The sequence below is a fragment of the Phaeacidiphilus oryzae TH49 genome, assembly GCF_000744815.1.
GTDB lineage: Bacteria > Actinomycetota > Actinomycetes > Streptomycetales > Streptomycetaceae > Phaeacidiphilus > Phaeacidiphilus oryzae.
Genome location: NZ_JQMQ01000005.1, coordinates 298,475 through 317,697 on the forward strand (window position 1 = coordinate 298,475; position 19,223 = coordinate 317,697).

Annotated in this window: 16 protein-coding genes and 1 pseudogene; 8 read left to right on the plus strand and 9 right to left on the minus strand. The window is 74.4% G+C overall.

The features are described from left to right. Position 1: 1 nt before the first annotated feature. From BS73_RS05610 to BS73_RS05620, 3 genes are all read right to left on the minus strand, one after another. Positions 2 to 964: an alpha/beta hydrolase gene (locus BS73_RS05610; protein WP_037570176.1), complete on the minus strand. Its 963-nt coding sequence runs from the start codon at positions 962 to 964 to the stop codon at positions 2 to 4. Positions 965 to 1,015: 51 nt separating this feature from the next. Next, the gene (locus tag BS73_RS05615; protein ID WP_037570179.1) at positions 1,016 to 1,549 is read right to left on the minus strand and encodes a hypothetical protein; all 534 of its coding nucleotides are present in this window, start codon (positions 1,547 to 1,549) and stop codon (positions 1,016 to 1,018) included. A 132-nt stretch (positions 1,550 to 1,681) separates the two neighbouring features. After that, on the minus strand, positions 1,682 to 2,302 hold the full coding sequence (locus BS73_RS05620; protein WP_037570182.1) for an L-threonylcarbamoyladenylate synthase: 621 nt from the start codon (positions 2,300 to 2,302) through the stop codon (positions 1,682 to 1,684). 149 nt (positions 2,303 to 2,451) lie between these two features. On the opposite strand from BS73_RS05620, the gene BS73_RS05625 reads away from it, so the two are divergent. Then, positions 2,452 to 2,781 (plus strand): hypothetical protein, encoded by a 330-nt coding sequence (locus BS73_RS05625; protein WP_407675127.1) that lies wholly within the window; start codon positions 2,452 to 2,454, stop codon positions 2,779 to 2,781. On the opposite strand, the gene uriT is transcribed toward BS73_RS05625, so the two are convergent. Continuing rightward, the gene (gene uriT / locus BS73_RS05630; RefSeq protein ID WP_235215318.1) at positions 2,714 to 4,144 is read right to left on the minus strand and encodes a uridine transporter UriT; all 1,431 of its coding nucleotides are present in this window, start codon (positions 4,142 to 4,144) and stop codon (positions 2,714 to 2,716) included. The genes BS73_RS05625 and uriT overlap by 68 nt on opposite strands. Beyond that, positions 4,141 to 5,166 (minus strand): uridine-preferring nucleoside hydrolase UriH, encoded by a 1,026-nt coding sequence (gene uriH / locus BS73_RS05635; RefSeq protein ID WP_051939508.1) that lies wholly within the window; start codon positions 5,164 to 5,166, stop codon positions 4,141 to 4,143. The genes uriT and uriH overlap by 4 nt, the downstream gene beginning before the upstream one ends. 173 nt (positions 5,167 to 5,339) lie before the next feature. On the opposite strand from uriH, the gene BS73_RS05640 reads away from it, so the two are divergent. Then, a complete protein-coding gene (locus BS73_RS05640; RefSeq protein ID WP_051939509.1) occupies positions 5,340 to 6,425 on the plus strand; it encodes a LacI family DNA-binding transcriptional regulator in 1,086 nt (361 codons plus the stop codon). A gap of 89 nt (positions 6,426 to 6,514) precedes the next feature. Here the strand turns inward: BS73_RS05640 and BS73_RS05645 are convergent, their stop codons facing one another. Next, positions 6,515 to 6,862 (minus strand): DUF1330 domain-containing protein, encoded by a 348-nt coding sequence (locus BS73_RS05645; RefSeq protein WP_037570189.1) that lies wholly within the window; start codon positions 6,860 to 6,862, stop codon positions 6,515 to 6,517. Positions 6,863 to 7,135: 273 nt separating this feature from the next. Between BS73_RS05645 and BS73_RS05650 the strand changes: the two genes are divergently transcribed. After that, a complete protein-coding gene (locus BS73_RS05650; protein ID WP_037570191.1) occupies positions 7,136 to 7,885 on the plus strand; it encodes an enoyl-CoA hydratase-related protein in 750 nt (249 codons plus the stop codon). Between the two features lie 38 nt (positions 7,886 to 7,923). Here BS73_RS05650 and BS73_RS39235 read toward each other — a convergent pair whose 3' ends face one another. Both BS73_RS39235 and BS73_RS39240 read right to left on the minus strand, forming a co-directional pair. After that, on the minus strand, positions 7,924 to 9,627 hold the full coding sequence (locus tag BS73_RS39235) for an AMP-binding protein (protein WP_037578337.1): 1,704 nt from the start codon (positions 9,625 to 9,627) through the stop codon (positions 7,924 to 7,926). 258 nt (positions 9,628 to 9,885) lie between these two features. Then, positions 9,886 to 10,668, minus strand: a pseudogene (locus BS73_RS39240) (helix-turn-helix domain-containing protein); the annotation flags it as partial. Positions 10,669 to 10,836: 168 nt separating this feature from the next. Between BS73_RS39240 and BS73_RS05660 the strand changes: the two are divergent. Together BS73_RS05660 and BS73_RS05665 are read left to right on the plus strand one after the other, a co-directional pair. Beyond that, positions 10,837 to 11,598: an SDR family oxidoreductase gene (locus BS73_RS05660; protein WP_037570193.1), complete on the plus strand. Its 762-nt coding sequence runs from the start codon at positions 10,837 to 10,839 to the stop codon at positions 11,596 to 11,598. A gap of 146 nt (positions 11,599 to 11,744) precedes the next feature. After that, positions 11,745 to 14,060, plus strand: a complete 2,316-nt coding sequence (locus tag BS73_RS05665; protein WP_037578339.1) for a heavy metal translocating P-type ATPase — start codon at positions 11,745 to 11,747, stop codon at positions 14,058 to 14,060. Positions 14,061 to 14,069: 9 nt separating this feature from the next. Here BS73_RS05665 and BS73_RS05670 read toward each other — a convergent pair whose 3' ends face one another. Then, complete coding sequence (locus BS73_RS05670; RefSeq protein ID WP_037570194.1) at positions 14,070 to 14,735, minus strand: SDR family NAD(P)-dependent oxidoreductase; 666 nt, start codon at positions 14,733 to 14,735, stop codon at positions 14,070 to 14,072. A 220-nt stretch (positions 14,736 to 14,955) separates the two neighbouring features. Here BS73_RS05670 and BS73_RS05675 point away from each other — a divergent pair, with 220 nt between their 5' ends. From BS73_RS05675 to BS73_RS05685, 3 genes are read left to right on the plus strand one after another with little or no spacing between them, the layout of a single operon-like run. Further along, on the plus strand, positions 14,956 to 16,272 hold the full coding sequence (locus BS73_RS05675) for an MFS transporter (RefSeq protein WP_037570195.1): 1,317 nt from the start codon (positions 14,956 to 14,958) through the stop codon (positions 16,270 to 16,272). Positions 16,273 to 16,282: 10 nt separating this feature from the next. After that, positions 16,283 to 17,155 carry a shikimate dehydrogenase gene (locus BS73_RS05680; RefSeq protein WP_037570196.1) on the plus strand — a complete coding sequence of 291 codons (873 nt, stop codon included), beginning with the start codon at positions 16,283 to 16,285 and terminating at the stop codon, positions 17,153 to 17,155. Between the two features lie 23 nt (positions 17,156 to 17,178). Further along, the gene (locus BS73_RS05685; protein ID WP_037570197.1) at positions 17,179 to 19,200 is read left to right on the plus strand and encodes a bifunctional sugar phosphate isomerase/epimerase/4-hydroxyphenylpyruvate dioxygenase family protein; all 2,022 of its coding nucleotides are present in this window, start codon (positions 17,179 to 17,181) and stop codon (positions 19,198 to 19,200) included. Positions 19,201 to 19,223: the final 23 nt, after the last annotated feature.

Consider the following 19,223-nt stretch of genomic DNA (forward strand, 5'->3'; position numbering starts at 1 on the left):
CTCAGGCTCCTTCCGCGGAACTGCCGGGGAACGCCGCGACGAAGGCGTTGACGTGGTCGGCGACCAGCCGCACGCCCTCCTCGTAGCCGGGCAGGATCTTGGCCATCTGGAAGTACGCGTGCATCTGCCCGGCGGCCTCCTCCAGCACCACCGGGACCCCGGCGTCCTTCAACGCCCGCGCGTAGGCGACCCCTTCGTCGTGGAGGGGGTCGTACTCGGCCACGTAGACCAGCGCCGGCGGCAGCCCGGCGTGGCTCTCGGCGCGCAGCGGGGAGGCGTCCGGATGGCTGCGGGCCGCCTCGTCCGGCAGGTAGTGGCGCCAGAACCAGGCCATGGTGTCCCGGCTGAGCAGCAGCTGGTTCTCCGGTGCCAGGCTGGACTCGGTGTCCAGGTCGCAGTCGGTCACCGGGTAGACCAGCACCTGGTAGTCGATCCTCGGTCCGCCCCGGTCCCGGGCCCAGAGCGTCATCACGGCACTGATGTTGCCGCCGGCACTGTCCCCGGCGACGATCAGCGGGGCGCCCTCGGCGGCCAGTTCGCCGGCGTGCTCGGCGGCCCACCGCAGGCCGGCGTAGCTGTCCTCGATCCCGGCCGGGAAGGGGTGCTCGGGGGCCTTGCGGTAGTTGACCAGCACGACGGTGGCACTGGTCTGGTTCGCCAGATCGCGGCCCAGATGGTCGTACTGCAGGTCGATGTCGCCGATCACCCAGCCGCCGCCGTGGAAGTACACGATGACGGCCCTCGGCTCGCCCTCGGGCCTCAGCACCCGGACCCGGAACCGGCCGCCGCCCCAGCCCGCCAGCTTGAGGTCGCGGACCTCTCCCACCTCGGGGCCGGGACCGCTCAGCCCGGCCAGGACGGGACCGCTCATCCGCGCGATCGCCGGGGTGGACTCGTGGATGGGCGGGGCGTCGCCCTCGGCCATCAGTGCCAGGAAGGCCTGCGTCACCGGTTCCAGCGGCATGGCTCGCTCTCCTCCGTTGCGTTGCCGGCGTGAGACGTACCGTGCAGGTCCTCAGGGTCGGCGGAGTAGTCCGGTACGGACGGCGGGCCGGCCCTTGCGGACGGCGGCCGAGCGCCATCGGCGCCGCGCGCGGACCGCGGCCGCCGCGCCCGGCCGGTCCAGCCGCTCCCGCGGCCTCCGCCCGCACTGGGCGACACCCTCCCGGGCGTTCAGCGGACTGCCCGGCGGCAATGGCGGGGTCGGGTGCTCAGGCTCGAAGGCCGGCCTGCTCTCCGCGGCCCCGAAGTCCACCGGGGCCCCGTGCGGCGGCTCTACGGCCGCCCGGGGGGACGCCGGGCGCACCGCGAGGAGCAGGAACTCCCCTGCGCCCCACGGCTCCTGACGCATGGTCACGAGGGCCGCGAGATCGCGCTCGACCAGAAACCGCCGGCCGGGGCGGTCGCCGCAGGACGCGAGGAGGTCGCGGGCCGCCGCGATCTCCCGAGCGGCCGCGCTCCGCGCCCCGGGCGCGCGGCGGCCCTCCATGAGGCGCTCGGAAGCGTCGCAGAGCGGCGCTTCGATCCGAGCCCCGGAGCCGTGCACCACGCGTTCTCCTCCTGCCCGCCACTCGGGAGGCGGGCCGCCGTGGCCATGGTGCCGCACCCGACCGGAGATGTCACCGGTCGGGACGCCCTGCTCCGCGCCGCCGCGGGCCGGTCGGGCTGCGGCCGCGCGCGGCTACTCGAACCGCGAGACGTCGCCGGCGCCCTGGCGGACGATCTCGGGGGCGCCGTCGGAGAAGTCGATGACGGTGGTCGGCTCGGTGCCGCAGTCCCCCGAGTCCAGGACCGCGTCCACCACGTGGTCGAGCCGCTCCTTGATCTCCCAGCCCTGCGTCATGGGCTCCTCCTCGTCCGGCAGGAGCAGGGTGCTGGAGAGCAGCGGCTCCCCCAGCTCCGCGAGGAGGGCCTGGGTGACGACGTGGTCCGGGATCCGCACCCCGACGGTCTTCTTCTTGGGGTGGAGCATCTGCCGCGGCACCTCACCGGTCGCCGGGAGGATGAAGGTGTAACTCCCGGGCGTGGCCGCCTTGATGGCCCGGAAGACGTTGTTGTCGATGTGCACGAACTGGCCCAGCTGGGCGAAGTTCTGGCAGACCAGCGTGAAGTGGTGGCGGTCGTCGAGGTGACGGATCGACCGGATCCTGGAGAGCCCCTCGCGGTTGCCGAGCTGGCATCCCAGCGCGAAACAGGAGTCCGTGGGGTACGCGATGAGCGCGCCGGACCGGATGCTGTCCGCCACCTTGCCGAGGATGCGCGGCTGCGGGTTCTGCGGGTGGACGTCGAAGTACTTCGCCATCCGCCGAGCGTAGGGGATCGGGAGGCGCCGGCCACCGGGGGCGCGCCCGCCGATGATCCCGCCGCCGCTGCCGGGGGATTCCCCTGCCCGGCCCGGAGCGGGAGTCCCGGCACTTCCCGTTCGCCGCCCCCCACCGTGCCGGAGCACGGCTGGCGATGGGTATCGGCTGGTTGGGGCCGGTCACCGACCCCAACCCGCTCTGGGCCGTCCACACCGCGGTGACCAGGCTGGGGCCGCCCGAGGTCCCCCACGCGATCGGCCCGGACGCCCTCGCCCGGCCCCTGGAGCCCGGTCAGGCGCTGGACCTGGACGCGGCGCTGGACGCCTACCCGGCAGGCTCCGCCTACGCCGACCACGCGGAGGCGGTGGCCGGCACGATCGCCCCGGGCCGGCCCGCGGACCGCGGCTCCGCTACGCCCGCACCTCGGCCTCCGAGGGGCGCGGGATCAGGAAGGAGGCGCCGAAAGCGGCCAGGGTGATCAGGAACCCGGCCACCACCACGAACAGGTACGAGGTGCGGGTGTCCACCGCCGCCTGGGTGGCCTGGTGGACCGCCGGCAGGACGAGGAAGCTCAGCCCCGCCCCCAGGTTGAAGGCGCCGGCGTTCATCCCCGGCAGGAAGCCGGGGTTGCCCTCCGGGGAGAGGACCACACCGAGCCCGTTGAGGATGATGTTCGCCGTCCCCGCGTAGGCGATGCCGAGCAGGGCGGTGCCCACCACCATCGCCGGCAGGCTGATAAGCCCCAGCGCCCCGACCACCACCAGGGAGAGGAGGCTGCCGAGCAGCCCGATCCGCAGCACCCTGCGGTAGCCCAGCACCGGGGCGAGCCGGCCGCTGAACGGGCCCACGATCCAGCCGAGGAGCGCGTACGGGGTCAGGATCAGCAGCGAGGTCGCCGTGGCGCCGACCGAGAAGCCCGGCGAGGCGGCCTGGACATAGGCCGGCACGATCCCGTTCACCACCGCGAAGACACCGGTCATGGTGAGGACGGTGGTCAGCAGCGGGGCCCAGGTCGCGCGGCGGCGCAGGTGGACGATCTCGACCATCGGCTGGTCCGCGCGCTTCTCCACCGCCCAGAAGCCGGCGAAGGCCGCGGCCGCGACCACCGCCAAGACCAGCGCGGTCACCAGCGTGCCGGCGCTGTAGGCGCTGAGGAGCCCGGCCCCCTCGTCCAGCGCGACCAGGGCGGCGCCGACAGCGACCACGATGCAGAGGACCCCGGCCCAGTCCATCCGGGTGCCGCGCCCCGGGCGGGTCTCCGGCGCCCTGACCGCCACCAGGACGGCGGCCACCGCGGCCAGTCCGGCCATGATCCAGAAGAGGCTGCGGAACCCGTAGTGCTCGGTGAAGAAGCCGCCGACGAAGGAGTCGACGCCGGCCACCCCTCCGTTGACCGCGGTGATCAGCCCCATCAGCGCCCCGTAGCGGCGCGGGTCGGGCACGGCGGAGCGGAGCATCAGCAGGCAGAGCGGGACGGTCGGGCCGGAGACGCCCTGGATGATCCGCCCCGCGAAGACCCAGCCCACGTCGGGGGCCAGCGCGGCGATCACCGAGCCGGCCGCCATCAGCGCCATCATCCCGGCCAGCACCCGCTTGCGGCCGACGATGTCGCTCAGCCGCGGCAGGAAGAGGGAGAACAGGGCGGCCGCGGTGAAGAACCAGGTCTGCGAGAGGTCGACGGTGGCCGCGCTGGTGTGCAGCTCCTTCTGCATCGACACCAGGGCGGGGCTGAGCATCGAGGCGTTCAGCTGGAAGGCGATGCAGGCGACCAGGAGGGCGGCGGTCAGGACTCCGGTCCTGGCGGGGGCGGTCGCGGCCGTGGTCTCGGTACGCACGCTCACCGCCCGCTCCCCTGCGGCTCGTCGCCCGCGCTCTCCGCGCCGGGCTCGCCGATGGCGCGCACCGCGTCGACGACCAGGTCCCAGAACCTCTCCCGGTCGAGGTCGACGGCGACCGAGGTGTGGCACTCCTCCGGCGCCGGGGCGCGGAAGTCGGCGACCGTCATCCCGAGCGTGAGGGTGCCGGTGAGCTCGATGTTCACCGGGGCCCGCCGGGTGGTGACGATGCTGGGGTCGATGACGTAGGCCACCGCGCAGGGGTCGTGCACGGGAGGGTGCTCGAAGCCCTGGTTGTCCCGGTAGGCGGCGGCGAAGAAGTCCATCAGCTCGACGACGAACCGCGCGGGGCGGGTGCCGATCGCGGCGATCCGCTCGACCACGTCCGGGGTGGCCAGCGCCTGGTGGGTGAGGTCCAGGCCGACCATGACGAGCGGCCAGCACTCGTTGAAGACGATATGCGCGGCCTCGGGGTCGATCTTTATGTTGAACTCGGCGACCGGGCTCCAGTTGCCCACGTGGTAGCCGCCGCCCATCAGCACCACCTCGCGCACCCGCTCGACGATCCGCGGCTCCTTGCGGGCCGCCATCGCGATGTTGGTCAGCCCGGCGGTGGGGACCAGGGTGACGGTCCCGGGCTCGTGCGACATCACCGTCTCGATGATCAGGTCGACGGCGTGCCGCGGGTCGAGGGCGAAGGACGGCTCGGGGAGGTCGGGCCCGTCCAGGCCGGAGTCGCCGTGGATGTCCGGCGCGGTCTCGACCGTGCGGACCAGGGGGCGGGGGCAGCCGGCCGCGAAGGGGACGCCGGTGATCCCGGCGACGGCGGCCACCGAGAGCGCGTTTCGGGTGACCTTCTCCAGCGTCTGGTTGCCGACCACGGTCGTCACCGCGAGGAGCTCGATACCGGGGTTCCCGTGGGCCAGCAGGAGGGCGACCGCGTCGTCGTGACCCGGATCGCAGTCCAGGATGATCTTGCGCGGCGAGTCCGCCGAGGCGGGCGCGGGCGGTGGCGGGGGCACGGGCATCGGTAGGGCTCCACATCGTTGGGGGCCGAGGCTGCGGGACGCAGTCGGTCGAGCTTCGGACGGGGTGACTCTGACAGGCCGGGCGAGTCGACGTCAAGCGTTTGACGTCAAGCGTTTGACCCCGTGCTCCGCGGCCGTCTCCAGGCCGCCGGCCGGCGCGTAGGATGACCGCCATGGTCAGCACGGCAGACGAGGCCCCGCGCCCCCGCGCCCGCCGCCCGGACTCCCCGCGGGTGACCGCGGCGACGGTCGCCCGGGAGGCCGGCGTCTCCACCGCGACCGTCTCGCTGGTGGTCAGCGGAAAGGCCCGGGGCCGGGTCTCGGCCGGGAACCAGGCGAAAGTGGAGGCGGCGATCGCCCGCCTGGGATACGTGGTGGACTCCGCGGGCAGCACCCTGTCCAAGGGCTTCAGCCCGGTGGTCCTCCTCATCGCGACGGACATCACCAACCCGTTCTACGCCGGGCTGATCGCCTCCGCCCGGGCGGCGCTCGGCGAGCGGTACGAACTCCTGCTCTCGGTCAGCGATCCGGGCAGCCCGACCGATCCGGCGAGCATCCCCCGGCTCCTCTCTCAGCGCCCGGCGGGCTGCCTGATCCACGCGCCCAGCGCCGAGTTGGTCGCCCGCCTGCCCGCCGGGACGCGGGCGGTGCTGCTGGACGCCCCCGGGCTGGCCGCGGACTGGCCCACCGTAAATCTCGATGTGGCGGGCGGGGCAAGCGAGTTGGCCCGCCACCTGGCCGGCCTCGGCCACCGGCGGGTCGGCTACCTGGACAGCGTCGTCCCCGCGGAGACCTTCCGGGTGCGGCGGGAGGCCTTCCGGGCGACGGCGGCGGAGTCGGGCCTGGAGGTGGCGCACCCGGTCCGCTCGCTGACCGACGCCGGGGACGCGGCCAGGGTGTTCACGGAGCACTGGCCGGCGTGGCGGGACGCCGGCGTCAGCGTGGTGGTCGGCTGCACCGACACCCACGCCCTCGGCGTCCTCTCCGCGGCGCGGGCCGCGGGCATCGGGATCCCCGCCGAGCTCGCCGTCGCCGGCTTCGACAACCTCCCGTACTCCCGCGACGCGAGCCCCGGCCTGACCACCGTCGACTTTCCCGCCGAACGCCTGGGCCGGGCCGCGGGCGAGGCCCTCCGCTCCCTCATCGAGGGCGACCCCGCCCAGCCGCCGCCCCGGATCACCCTGGAGAGCCGCCTCATCCCCCGCGGCTCGACGCTGGGGCCGCGGGGGGACGACCGGGCCGCCGCGGACAGCAGCTGACGGGCCGTCAATTCAGCGGCGGGGCGGGCCGGCTCCGCCATCCACGCCCTCCGCGACACCGGGCGACCAGGCGTCCGGGCCCCGGCCGCCTACTCGGCGGCCATCGCCTCGCGCATCGCCTTGGCCGTGCCGGCCGGGTCGTAGCCGTCCGGGACGCCGGGGACCAGGATGATGTCGCCCTCGATGTGGCGGGAGCGGAGAGGGGCGATCCGCCGGTAGTCGGGCGAGTCCCACCAGGCCCGCGCCTCGTCCATGCCGGGGAAGGAGATCACCACGACATGGCCGGGCCAGCTGCCCTCCTTCACCTCGTGCTGCGCCGCGTGGACCAGGAAGCGGCCGCCGTACGGCTCGAAGGTGGCGGAGATCCGCTCGATGTACTCGGCGGTCTCCGGATGCGGGGCGGCCTCCTGAAGATGGGCGATCGCATAGGCGGGCATGGCGTCCTTCCGGTCGATCCAGCTGCGGACACCGGGAATCCTGCCATGCCGTGGGCTCGCGGTCCGGGGATTTTCGTCGCCTTGATCCATCCGAGCCGACTGCTCAACTCCCTTGTCGACGCGGCACGTTGGGCGCAGGCCGGGAGCCTCGGCCGGCGCCTGGACGGCGTCCCGCGCCTCCCGTCGCCCGGCGGAGCGGCCGGACGGGGTCGATAGGGTGGACGGCCGGGCCGTGCGCGGCGCGCCCGATCGTCCGCCGAAGGGGCTTGATCCATGACCGTCCGCCTGGAGCGCCGGGGACCGATCGCGGTCCTCACCCTCGATCGCCCGGAGAAGCGCAACGCCTTCGACGCGGCCGCCACCCAGGCGCTGGACTCGGCCCTCAACGCGTTCGAGGACGATCCGGGGCTGCGCGCCGCCGTCCTCACCGGCGGGCCGCGGTTCTTCTCCGCCGGGACGGACGTCAGGACCTGGGCCGGCACGCCGACCGAGCGCGGCGGCCCGTACGGCATCGCCGCCCGGGCCCTGCGCAAGCCGCTGATCGCCGCGGTGGAGGGGGTGGCGGCGGGCGGCGGCTTCGAGATCGCCCTGAGCGCGACGATGGTCGTCGCCTCGACCGAGGCCCGGTTCTCCTTCCCGGAGGTGGGACTCGGCCTGGTGGCCGAGTGCGGCGGCCTGTTCCGCGGGCCGCGGGCGCTGCCGCTGAACGTGGCCCGCGAGCTGCTCCTCACCGGCCGCCCGCTCACCGCCGAGCGCGGCTACGCCCTCGGCCTGGTCAACCGGCTCACCGAGCCCGGCGGCGCGCTGGACGCCGCCCTGGCGCTCGCCGAGGAGGTCGCCGCGCAGGCGCCGGTCGCCGTCGCCGAGACGCTGGCCGCGGTCGAGGCGGCCTACGCCGAGGCGAACGCCGCCGGGTGGGAGAGCACGGCCGAGTCCGCCGTCCGGGTCCGGGCCACGGCGGACGCCGTCGAGGGCGTGGCCGCCTTCCTCGAACGGCGGCCGGCCCGCTTCTCCGGGCGCTGATCCAAGGCCCGCTCTCCTCCCCGCCGGCCGGGGTCCTGTCAGGTCTGGTTCCGCAGCTCCGGGAACTGGTCGTCGCGGTAGTCGGTGGCCTCGCCGGCACCGCCGGCGGCGGCCCGCGCCTCGCGTTCGCGGAGGTCGACCCGGCGGATCTTGCCGGAGATCGTCTTCGGCAGATCGTAGAACTCGACCCGGCGGATCCGCTGGTAGGGGGCGAGCTTCTGCCGGGCGTGCCGGAGGATCGAGCGGGCCGTCTCCGGTGTGGGCTGGAAGCCGACGGCGAGCTGGATGTAGGCCTTCGGCACGGAGAGCCGGAGTTCGTCGGGCGCCGGCACCACCGCGGCCTCGGCCACCGCCGGGTGCTCGATCAGCACGCTCTCCAGCTCGAACGGCGAGATCTTGTAGTCCGAGGACTTGAAGACGTCGTCCGTGCGCCCGATGTAGAAGATGTAGCCCTCCGCATCGCGGGAGGCGACGTCGCCGGTGTGGTAGTAACCGCCCGCCATCGCCTCGGCGTTCCGCTCCGGGTCGCCCTGGTAGCCGGTCATCAGGGAGACCGGCCGCCTGGAGAGGTCGACGCAGATCTCGCCCTCGTCGGCCGGCAGTCCGGTGAGCGGGTCGACCAGCACGATCGGCACGCCCGGCAGCGGCGGCCCCATCGAGCCGGGCTTGACCGGCATCCCCGGCACGTTGCCGACGGCGAGCGGCAGTTCGGTCTGCCCGTAGCCGTCCCGGATGGTCAGCCCCCAGGCCTTGGCGACCTGGTCCATCACCTCGGGGTTGAGCGGCTCGCCCGCGGACAGCAACTCGCGCAGGCCCGGGGGCCGTTCGGAGAGTTCGGCCTTGATCAGCATCCGCCATACGGTCGGCGGGGCGCAGAAGGTGTTCACCCCGGCCCGGCGGATCTGCTCCAGCAACCGGGCCGCGTCGAAGCGGGCGTAGTTGTAGACGAAGATGGTCGCCTCGGCGATCCACGGCGCGAAGAAGCAGGACCAGGCGTGCTTCGCCCAGCCCGGGCTGGAGATGTTCAGATGGACGTCGCCCGGCTTGGCCGCCACCCAGAAGGAGGTCGCCAAGTGCCCCACCGGGTATGAGATCTGGGTGTGCTCGACCAGCTTGGGCCGGCTGGTCGTGCCGGAGGTGAAGTACAGCAGCTGGGGGTCGCCCGGCGCGGTGCCCGGGTGCTCGGCGGGCGGCACGTCCAGCCGGTAGGCGTCCCGATAGGCGATGCATCCGGGGGGCGCCTCCCCCACCGCGATCCGCTGGTAGTCCCCGGGAACCTCGGCGAACTTGCCGGTGTCCGCGGCGTTCGCCAGGACGTGCCCCACCCGCCCGCGCTCGATCCGGTCGATCAGCTCGGCGGGGCCGACGGCGGTGGTGGTGGGGAGGATCACCGCGCCGAGCTTCATCACCCCGAGCATCGACTCCCAGAGCTCGACCTGGTTGTCGAGCATCAGCAGCACCCGGTCGCCGCGGCCGACGCCGTGCGCGGCCAGGTGCGCGGCGACCTGGTCCGAGCGGCGGGCCAGCTCGTCGAAGGAGTACCTGGCCTCCGAGCCGTCCTCCTCGACGATCCACAGCGCCGTGCGCTCCTGGCCCCGGGCGACGGCGTCGAACCAGTCGATCGCCCAGTTGAACCGGTCGCCGAGGTCCGGCCAGGCGAACTCCTCGACCGCTCGCTGGTAGGCCAGGTTCTGCAGAAGGTCGCGGGCCGCGCGGTAGGCCGCCGTGGTGGGGGACACCATCGTCTCCAAAAGGAAGTGCGGGGACTCGATCGGCCCCAGTCTGGCCTGCCGGGCGGCCACCCGGCCAGCACTCGCCGGGGCCGCTTCCGCGGTTCGCCCCCGGCGGGTCCGCTCAGCGCGTGCGGTCGGACGGACGGGTCCTGCCCGGCTCGTGCCGTTCCCCCTGCGCCCTCTGCTCCCCCGCTCCTCCCGCTCGCCCCGCTCCCGCGCCTCGTCGGCCCGGTCCGCGGTGAGCGCCGTGGAGGCGAGGAGGCGCAGCTTCTCGTCGCTCTCGCTGCCCTGGTCGGCGTAGTAGAGGACCAGCAGCAGCCCGTCCACCGGAAGCTTGTCCCGGTGGAGGCGCAGCTCGCCGACGACCGGGTGGCGGACGGTGGTGGTGCCGCCGTCCATCGCGCGGACGTCGTGCCGGGCCCAGAGGGCGCGGAACCGCTCGCTCGACAGCGCCAGCTCCCCCACCAGTTCCACGAACCGCGGATCGTCGACGTCGTCGCCGACGGACTTCCTGAAGGCCGCGACGAACCCCTCGGTGGCGCGCGCCCAGTCCTGATGGAAGGCCCGCTCCTCCGGGTCGAGGAGCAGCGAGCGCAGCCTGTTGCAGCCGGGCCGGAGGCGCGGGGAGAGGGCGACCGCCAGCCGGTTCGAGGCCAGCACGTCGAACGCCCGCCCCTCCACGAAGGCCGGCACCTGCACGCTCGCCAGCAGCTCGTGGAGGCGCGCGGGCACCCGCTCCGGCCTCGGCCGCCGCTGCCGCCGGGGGCGGGGGGCGGCCAGGCCGACGAGGTACTCCTGCTCCAGCTCGTCCAGCCGCAGCACCCGGGCGAGGGACTCCAGCACCTGGACGGACGGGTTCTTGTCCCGGCCGCGCTCCAGCCGCAGGTAGTAGTCGGCGCTGATGCCCGCGAGCATGGCGACCTCCTCCCGGCGGAGTCCGGGGACGCGGCGGTTCCCGCCGGGAGGCAGCCCGGCCTGCTCCGGGGTGACCAGCCCCCGCCTGGCCCGGAGGTAATCGCCCAGCGGATTGGCGCGGTCCCTGTCGCTCATGTCCGCATCGTAGATCAGGACGGAACGGGCAGAGGGGGTCCTGCCAGGACCCCGGAAGACGGGGGCACTGCCGCGGGCCCGCGGCCGGACCAAGACTGGGGACGTGGCCGCGAGAGCGTGCCCGGCCGGTCGGCAGGACGCCGCCGGCACCCCGAACAGGAGCAGTCCATGGACATCAGCAACCGCACCGTCTTCATCGCCGGCGCCACCTCGGGCATCGGCCTTGAGCTGGCCCGCCGCTTCACCGCCGCCGGCAGCACCGTGGTCGTCGGCGGCCGCCGTACCGACCTGCTGGAGAAGCTGGCGGCGGAGGGGTTCGGCACCGTGCCGATCGACGTCACCGACCGGGACAGCGTGGACCGGGCCCGGGACGAGGTCCTCCGCGGCCATCCTGAGCTGGACACCGTGGTGACCATGTCCGGCGTGATGATCCCGGAGGACCTCCGCGACCCGGCGCACTTCGAGGCCGCACGGCAGACCGTGGAGACCAACCTCCTCGGCACCATCCGGGTGATCGACGCCTTCACCCCGCATCTGGTCGGACGCGGGGCCGGCCGGATCGTCACCGTCAGCTCGGGGATCGGCTTCCTGCCGTTCCCGGCGATGCCGACGTACGCCGCCACCAAGGCCGGCGTCCACGCCTACTCCGAGGCGCTCCGGGTGCAGCTGGCCGACACCGGCGTCGGCGTCTCCGAACTGGTCCCCCCGGCGGTCGCCCTCACCCCGGAGCACAGCCGGCTCAACCCCCGCGCGCTGCCGCTGGAGGCCTTCGCCACCGAGGTGATGGACCTGCTGCGGGCCGAGCCCACCCCGGACGAGATCCTCGTCGAGGGCGTCATGATGCACCGCTGGGCCGAGCGCGACGGCACCTACACCGAGCTGGTCGCCCAGCGCGCGCAGGCGCTCGGCGCCCTCCTCGGCCGGCGCTGACACCCGGCGGCCTCCGCCCGCTCTCCAGCCCTTGCGTCTGATACCCCCCAGGGGTACAAAGGAGCCGAGTTGATACCCCCTGGGGGTACCCGACCCCTTGGTCGGCCGGGCCCGAGCGGACGATGAGAGGCGTGGAGGAGACCGGGATGAGTACCGCGGCAGCCATGGACCGATCCGAGGTCGAACTCGCCATCGGCGGGATGACCTGCGCCTCCTGCGCGGCCCGGATCGAGAGGAAGCTCAACCGGATGGACGGCGTGGCGGCCACCGTCAACTTCGCCACCGAGAAGGCGCACGTCGCCTACCCGGACGGGGTGGACGTGGACGAGCTGATCGCGACCGTCGTGAAGACCGGGTACACGGCGGAGGTGCCGCGACCGGCCGAGCCGGAGCCCGGAGGCCCGGAGCCCGGAGGCCCGGAGGCCGCGCACGGCGGCAGCGGCAGCGGTGGGGGCGGGAGAGCCGGCGACCGGCCCGCCGACTCCGCCGAGCTGGTGGCGCTGCGTCAGCGGCTGCTGGTCTCGGCGGTGCTGGCGGTGCCGGTGATCGTGCTGGCCATGGTGCCGGCCCTGCAGTTCACCTCCTGGCAGTGGCTCTCCTTCGCCCTGACCGGACCGGTGGTCGTGTACGGCGGCTGGCCCTTCCACAGGGCGGCGGCGGTGAACGCCCGGCACGGGGCCGCGACCATGGACACCCTGGTGTCGGTGGGCACGGTCGCCGCCTTCGGCTGGTCGGTCTGGGCGCTCTTCCTCGGCCACGCCGGGATGCCGGGGATGCGGCACGGCTTCGACCTGTCGGTGGGCGACGCGGACCCGTCCTCCAGCCTCTATCTGGAGGCCGCCGCCGGAGTGACGGCGTTCATCCTCCTCGGCCGGTACCTGGAGGCGCGGGCCAAGCGCCGCGCCGGGGCCGCCCTGCGGGCGCTGCTGGAGCTGGGCGCCAAGGACGTCGCGGTGCTGCGCGGCGGGCGCGAGGTACGGGTGCCGGTCGGGCGGCTCGCCGTCGGGGACCGGTTCGTGGTCCGCCCCGGCGAGAAGATCGCCACCGACGGAACGGTGGTCGAGGGCACCTCGGCGGTGGACGCCTCGATGCTGACCGGAGAGTCGGTGCCGGTCGAGGTCGGCGCCGGGGACGCGGTCACCGGGGCCACGGTGAACGCCGGCGGACGGCTGGTGGTCGAGGCGACCCGGGTCGGCGCCGACACCCAGCTGGCCCGGATGGCGAAGCTGGTCGAGCAGGCCCAGAACGGCAAGGCCGCCGCCCAGCGGCTGGCCGACCGGATCTCCGCGGTCTTCGTCCCGGCCGTCCTCCTCATCTCCCTTGCCACCCTGGGCGTCTGGCTGGGCGTCAGCGGCTCGGCGGCGGAGGCGTTCACGGCCGCGGTGGCGGTGCTGATCATCGCCTGCCCGTGCGCCCTCGGGCTGGCCACCCCGACCGCGCTGATGGTCGGCACCGGCCGGGGCGCTCAGCTGGGCATCCTGATCCGGGGCCCGCAGGTGCTGGAGTCCACCCGCCAGGTCGACACCATCGTGCTGGACAAGACCGGCACCGTCACCACCGGGCGGATGACCCTCCTCGCCGTCCACACCGCCGAGGGCGTCACGGAGAAGGAGGCGCTGCGGCTGGCCGGCGCCCTGGAGCACGCCTCGGAGCACCCGATCGCGCAGGCGGTGGCCGCCGCGGCGAGCGAGCGGCTGGGCGAGCTGCCGCCGGTCGAGGAGTTCGAGAACGTCCCCGGCCGCGGGGTGGAGGGCGTGGTGGACGGGCACGCCGTCGTCGCCGGACGGGAGGCGCTGCTGGCCGACTGGGCGCAGCCGCTGCCGGCCGGACTGGCCGCCGCCAAGCGGCGGGCCGAGGCCGCCGGCCGGACCGCGATCGCGGTCGGCTGGGACGGGGAGGCCCGCGCGGTCCTGGAGGTGGCCGACGCGGTGAAGCCGACGAGCCGTCAGGCCATCGCCGAACTGCGGGAGTTGGGACTGACCCCGGTGCTGCTGACCGGGGACCACCAGGCCGTGGCGCGGTCGGTCGCGGACGATGTGGGGATCACGGAGGTGATCGCCGAGGTGCTGCCGGAGGACAAGGCCGCGGTGGTCTCCCGGCTCCAGTCCGAGGGCCGCGCGGTGGCGATGGTCGGGGACGGAGTCAACGACGCCGCCGCGCTGGCCCAGGCGGACCTCGGACTGGCCATGGGCACCGGTACCGACGCGGCCATCGAGGCCGCCGACCTCACCCTGGTCCGCGGCGACCTGCGGGTCGCGGCCGACGCCATCCGGCTCTCCCGCCGCACCCTGTCCACGATCAAGGGCAACCTCTTCTGGGCCTTCGGCTACAACGTCGCGGCCCTGCCGCTGGCGGCCTTCGGCCTCCTCACCCCGATGATCGCCGGCGCCGCGATGGCCTTCTCCTCGGTCTTCGTGGTGAGCAACAGCCTGCGCCTGCGCCGCTTCCGGGCGCAGGCCTAGTGCCGGCGGTCAGTCCGGCATCGGCTCGGCGTAGTGCCGGAAGCCGGTGCGCTCGCTGTGGATGGCGTACAGCAGCTCCGCCAGCGCGGCGGGGCTGCTGTGCGCCGCGTCCGGGCGGATCGCCCCGGGGACGATGAGCTGGGCGGCGTGGATGTTCTCCGGGGCGAGCGCGTCGTGGAGCATCCGGGCGTAGGCGCTCTCCGCGGCGAAGGCGATCGAGGTGCCGGCCCGCTCGGCGTTCGGCCGGACCGCCGTGCCGCCGTTGACGAAGAGAAGGGTGCCCCGGCCCAGCTCGCGCATCCCGGGCAGCACCGCGTTGACGCAGCCGATCGCCCCCAGCAGGGAGAAGGCCAGCGGGTCCGCGAGGTCGGCGGCCGCGGTGTCCAGGACCGGCTTCATGAAGTCGGCCCGCACCGACGGGCTGTACTGCAGGACCTCGACGGGCCCGAGTTCCGCCCCGGCCGCCTCCAGGGCGCCGGTGAGCGAGTCCGGGTCGAGGACGTCGGCGGCGAAGCCCCGGGCCGTGACGCCGGCCGAGGCCAGCTCGTCCACCAGCTCCTTCCGGCGTTCGGCGGTACGGGAGAGGAGAGCGATCCGGTGGCCGGCGGCTCCGAAGCGGCGGGCGGCGGCGAGGCCGAGGCCGGGCCCGGCACCGATGAGGGCGAACGTGGTCACAAAAGCGTCCTTCGGGGGAGTTCGGGAGAGAGCGTCGGGGTGGAGCGGTTGCCAGGGCGCCACGCTAAGCCCCGGAACGGCCCGCCGCGAGGGCTTGACAGCACGGCCCGGGGGCAAGACCATCCTCCCCGAGCCGTTTTAACTATCTGGTGGGTTAACTCACCGGCGCGGTGGGACGGCCGCCCTCCTGCCCCTCCCGAGTACTCGACGAGGAGTACCCATGAGCAACGGCAAGTCCAGAACCGCGGCAGCGGGCGCGTGGATAGGCAGCGCGCTGGAGTACTACGACTTCTTCATCTACGGCAGTGCCGCGGCGCTGATCTTCCCCAAGGTCTTCTTCAACCCGGACGACCCGTCCACCGCCACCCTCACCTCCCTGGCCACCTTCGGCGTCGCCTACGCGGCCCGCCCGGTCGGCGCGCTGATCCTCGGCCACTTCGGCGACCGGCTGGGACGCCGCCGGATCATGGTCTTCACGGTGGCCCTGATGGGCCTGGCCACCTTCCTGATCGGCTGCCTCCCCACCTACCGCCAGATCGGCGCCGCCGCCCCCGTCCTGCTGGTGGTGCTGCGAGTGCTGCAGGGGCTGTCCGCGGCCGGGGAGCAGGCGGGGGCCAGCAGCCTGACCCTGGAGCACTCCCCCGAGGGGCGGCGCGGCTTCTTCACCAGCTTCACGCTGATCGGCACGCAGTTCGGGCAGATCATCGCGACCCTGGTGTTCATCCCGGTGGCCGACCTGCCGGAGCGTCAGCTCCTCTCCTGGGGCTGGCGGATCCCCTTCCTGGTGAGCGCGGTGGTCACGGTCGTCGCGTATCTGATCCGGCGCCGGCTGGACGAGACCCCGGAGTTCCGGCAGGCCGCCCAGGAGGGCCGGCTGGCCCGGCTGCCGCTGGCGGAACTCCTGCGCCGCCATTGGACCGCCGTCCTGCGCATCGTCCTGGCCAGCACCATCGCCACGGCCTCCACCGTCTTCACGGTCTGGGCGCTGAGCTTCGGCGCGGAGAAGGAGGGCCTGGACCGCTCGCTGCTGCTGTGGGTCGGCGTCGCCGCCAACGTGGTCGCCGTCTGCGCCATCCCGCTGTGGGCGCGGCTCTCCGACCGGATCGGCCGCAAGCCGGTCTTCGCCGTCGGCTGCTTCGGCAGCGCGGCGCTGTTCTACCCGTACGTCTGGTCGCTGACCACCCGAAGCTATCCGCTGGTCTTCCTCTTCGGCGTGCTCTTCTTCGGGGTGGTCTACAGCGCCGCCAACGGGGTCTGGCCCAGCTTCTACGCGGAGATGTTCAGCACCCAGGTGCGGCTCTCCGGACTCGCCGTCGGCACCCAGATCGGCTTCGCGGTGGCCGGCTTCGCCGTCACCTTCGCCCAGCAGATCCAGGACGCCCACGGCTGGCTGGGGGTGGCCGGCTTCAGCGCCGTCATCTGCGTGATCGCCGGGCTGGCCGGGCTCACCGCCCGGGAGACCCACCGGATCCCCACCGCCGCCCTGGGCCAGGGCATCCGAACCGAGGCGGCCGCCCGGCCGCTGACCACCACCTGAAAGGCCATCGGTGCGCACCTCCTTCCTGACCGGCCTGATCGGCACCGGCATCGGCCCCTCGCTCAGCCCGGCACTGCACGAGCGCGAGGCGGACCGGCACGGTCTGCGGCTCCTCTACCGCCGGCTCGACCTGGACGAGCTCGGCCGGCGCCCGGAGGACGTCGGCAGCCTCCTGGGAGCCGCTCGCGAGCTCGGCTTCGACGGCCTCAACATCACCCACCCCTGCAAGCGGCTGGTCATCCCGTACCTGGACGAACTCGACCCGACCGCAGCCGAGTTGGGCGCGGTCAACACCGTCGTCCTGCACGGCGGCCGGGCCGTCGGCCACAACACCGACACCACCGGCTTCGCCCGCAGTTTCGCCCGCGGGCTGCCCGACGCCGCCACCCGCCGGATCGTCCTCCTCGGCGCGGGCGGAGCCGGCTCCGCCGTCGCCCACGCCCTGCTGACCCTGGGCGCGGACCGGCTCACCGTGGTGGACGCCGACCCCGCCCGGTCCACCGCCCTCGCCGCCGAGCTGGCGCAGCGGTTCGGCCCCGGCCGGGCCGAGCCGCTGCCGGCCGCCGCGCTCACCGTTGAAGGCCGCGGGCTGGCGGGGGCGGACGGGCTGGTCAACGCCACTCCCATCGGCATGGCCGGCCATCCGGGCCTTCCGCTGCCCGCCGAGCTGCTGCACCCCGGGCTGTGGGTGGCGGAGGTGGTCTACCGCCCGCTGGAGACCGAGCTGCTGCGCCGGGCGGCCGAGGCGGGCTGCCGCACGCTGGACGCCGGCGGGATGGCGGTCTTCCAGGCCGCCGGCGCCTTCCGGCTCTTCACCGGCCGGGAGCCGGACACCGCGGCGATGCTCGCGGACCTGGCGGAACTGGCCGCCGCTCCCCGCTGACCCACCCTCAGGAGCCCTTTTCCATGCGCAACTCCATCGCCACCGTATCGCTGAGCGGCACCCTCACCGAGAAGCTGGCCGCCGCCTCCGCCGCGGGCTTCGACGGAGTGGAGATCTTCGAGAACGACCTCCTCTCCTGCCCGCTCAGCCCGGAGGAGGTACGCGACCGGGCCGCCGACCTCGGCCTGCGGATCGAGCTCTACCAGCCGTTCCGGGACTTCGAGACGGACGACGAGGCGGCCCTCGCCGCCCATCTCCGGCGCGCCGAGCGGAAGTTCGAGACGGTCCGGCGGCTGGGCGCGGATCTGCTGCTGGTCTGCTCCTCGGTCGAGGCCGACGCCCCCGCCGAGGACGCCCGCACCGCCGAGCAGCTGCGGCTGCTGGCCGAGCGCGCCCAGCGGCAGGGCGTCCGCATCGCCTACGAGGCGCTGGCGTGGGGGCGCCGGGTGAACACCTATCCGCACTCCTGGCGGATCGTGGCGGCGGCCGACCATCCGGCGCTGGGGCTCTGCCTGGACAGCTTCCACATCCTCGCCCGCGGCGGCGATCCGGCGGGGATCGCCGGCATCCCCGCCGAGAAGCTCTTCTTCCTCCAGCTCGCGGACGCGGCGCCGATCGCCATGGACGCCCTGCAGTGGAGCAGGCACCACCGCTGCTTCCCCGGCCAGGGCGGACTTCCGGTGGCCGAGGTGGTGGCCGCCACGCTGCGGGCCGGGTACCGGGGGCCACTGTCGCTGGAGGTGTTCAACGACGTCTTCCGGCGGGCCGACGCGGGCCGCACGGCGGTGGACGGACTGCGCTCGCTGCTCGCCCTGGCCGAGTCGGCGACGGCGGTCGCCGGACCTGACGCACCGGCGGCAGCGGCCGCGGCGCCCGCCCCGGCAGCCCAGGCCGCACCGGCGGCACCGGCAGCCCAGGCCGCCCAGGCAGCACCAGCCACACCTGCGCCGTCGCCCGCCCCGGCCCTGCCGGCCCGGCAGGCCGGAAAGCCGGAGCCCGCCGGGCCGCCGGCCTCGATCTCCCCGACCGGGGTCGCCTTCGCCGAGCTGGCGGCCGCCGACCCGGAGCCGCTGCGCTCGCTGCTCGCCGCCCTCGGCTTCGTCCGCACCGGCCGCCACCGCGGCGGCAAGCCGGTGGAGCTCTGGGAGCAGGGGGAGGCCAGGGTGGTCCTCAACTCCTCGGCCGACGGCGGTCCGCACGGGGAGCCGCGGCTGGCCGCCCTCGGACTGGAGAGCCCCGATCCCAGGGCGGCCGCCGAGCGCGCCGAGGCGCTCCTCGCCCCCGTGCTGCCGCGCCGGCTCGCCCCCGGGGACGTGCCGCTGGAGGCGGTCGCCGCTCCGGACGGCACCGAACTCTTCTTCTGCTCCACCGGCCACCCCGAACGACCGGACTGGCGCGCGGACTTCACCGACCTCCGGCGGACCGGCACCGCCCCCGGCCTCGCCGGCCCGGCCCCCGGCTCGGAGGTCGGCACACCGCTGGTGAGCCGGATCGACCACATCGCCCTCACCCAGCCCTGGCACCGGTTCGACGAGGCGGTGCTCTTCTTCCCGGCCGTCCTCGGCCTGCGCCCCCAGCAGAGCCTGGACCTGGCCGACCCGTACGGCCTCTTCCGCAGCCGGGCCCTGGCCGGCCCCGGGGGCGGGCTGCGCCTGGCGCTCAACCTCGCCCCCGGACCGGACTTCGACGAGGAGCGCCCGCAGCATCTCGCGCTGGCCGTCACCGATCTGGAGGCGGCCGTACGCCGGCTGCGCGCGAGCGGGATCGCGACGCTGGACATCCCGGCCAACTACTACGACGACCTGGAGGCGCGATTCCCCCTGCCGGAGGGCGAGTCGGCCGGGCTGCGGGAGCTCGGCATCCTCTACGACCGGGAGGACCGGGGCCGGCGCGTCAGCGAGTTCCGGCACGCCTACACCGCCGCCTACGGCCGGGTCTCCGTGGAGCTGGTCCAACGCGGCGGCGGCTACCGGGGCTTCGGCGCCGCCAACGCCCCCGTCCGGCTGGCCGCCCAGCGGGCCGCCCGGCCGGCCCGGCGTCCGTAGACTCTCCCCCACCGTCCCCGCAG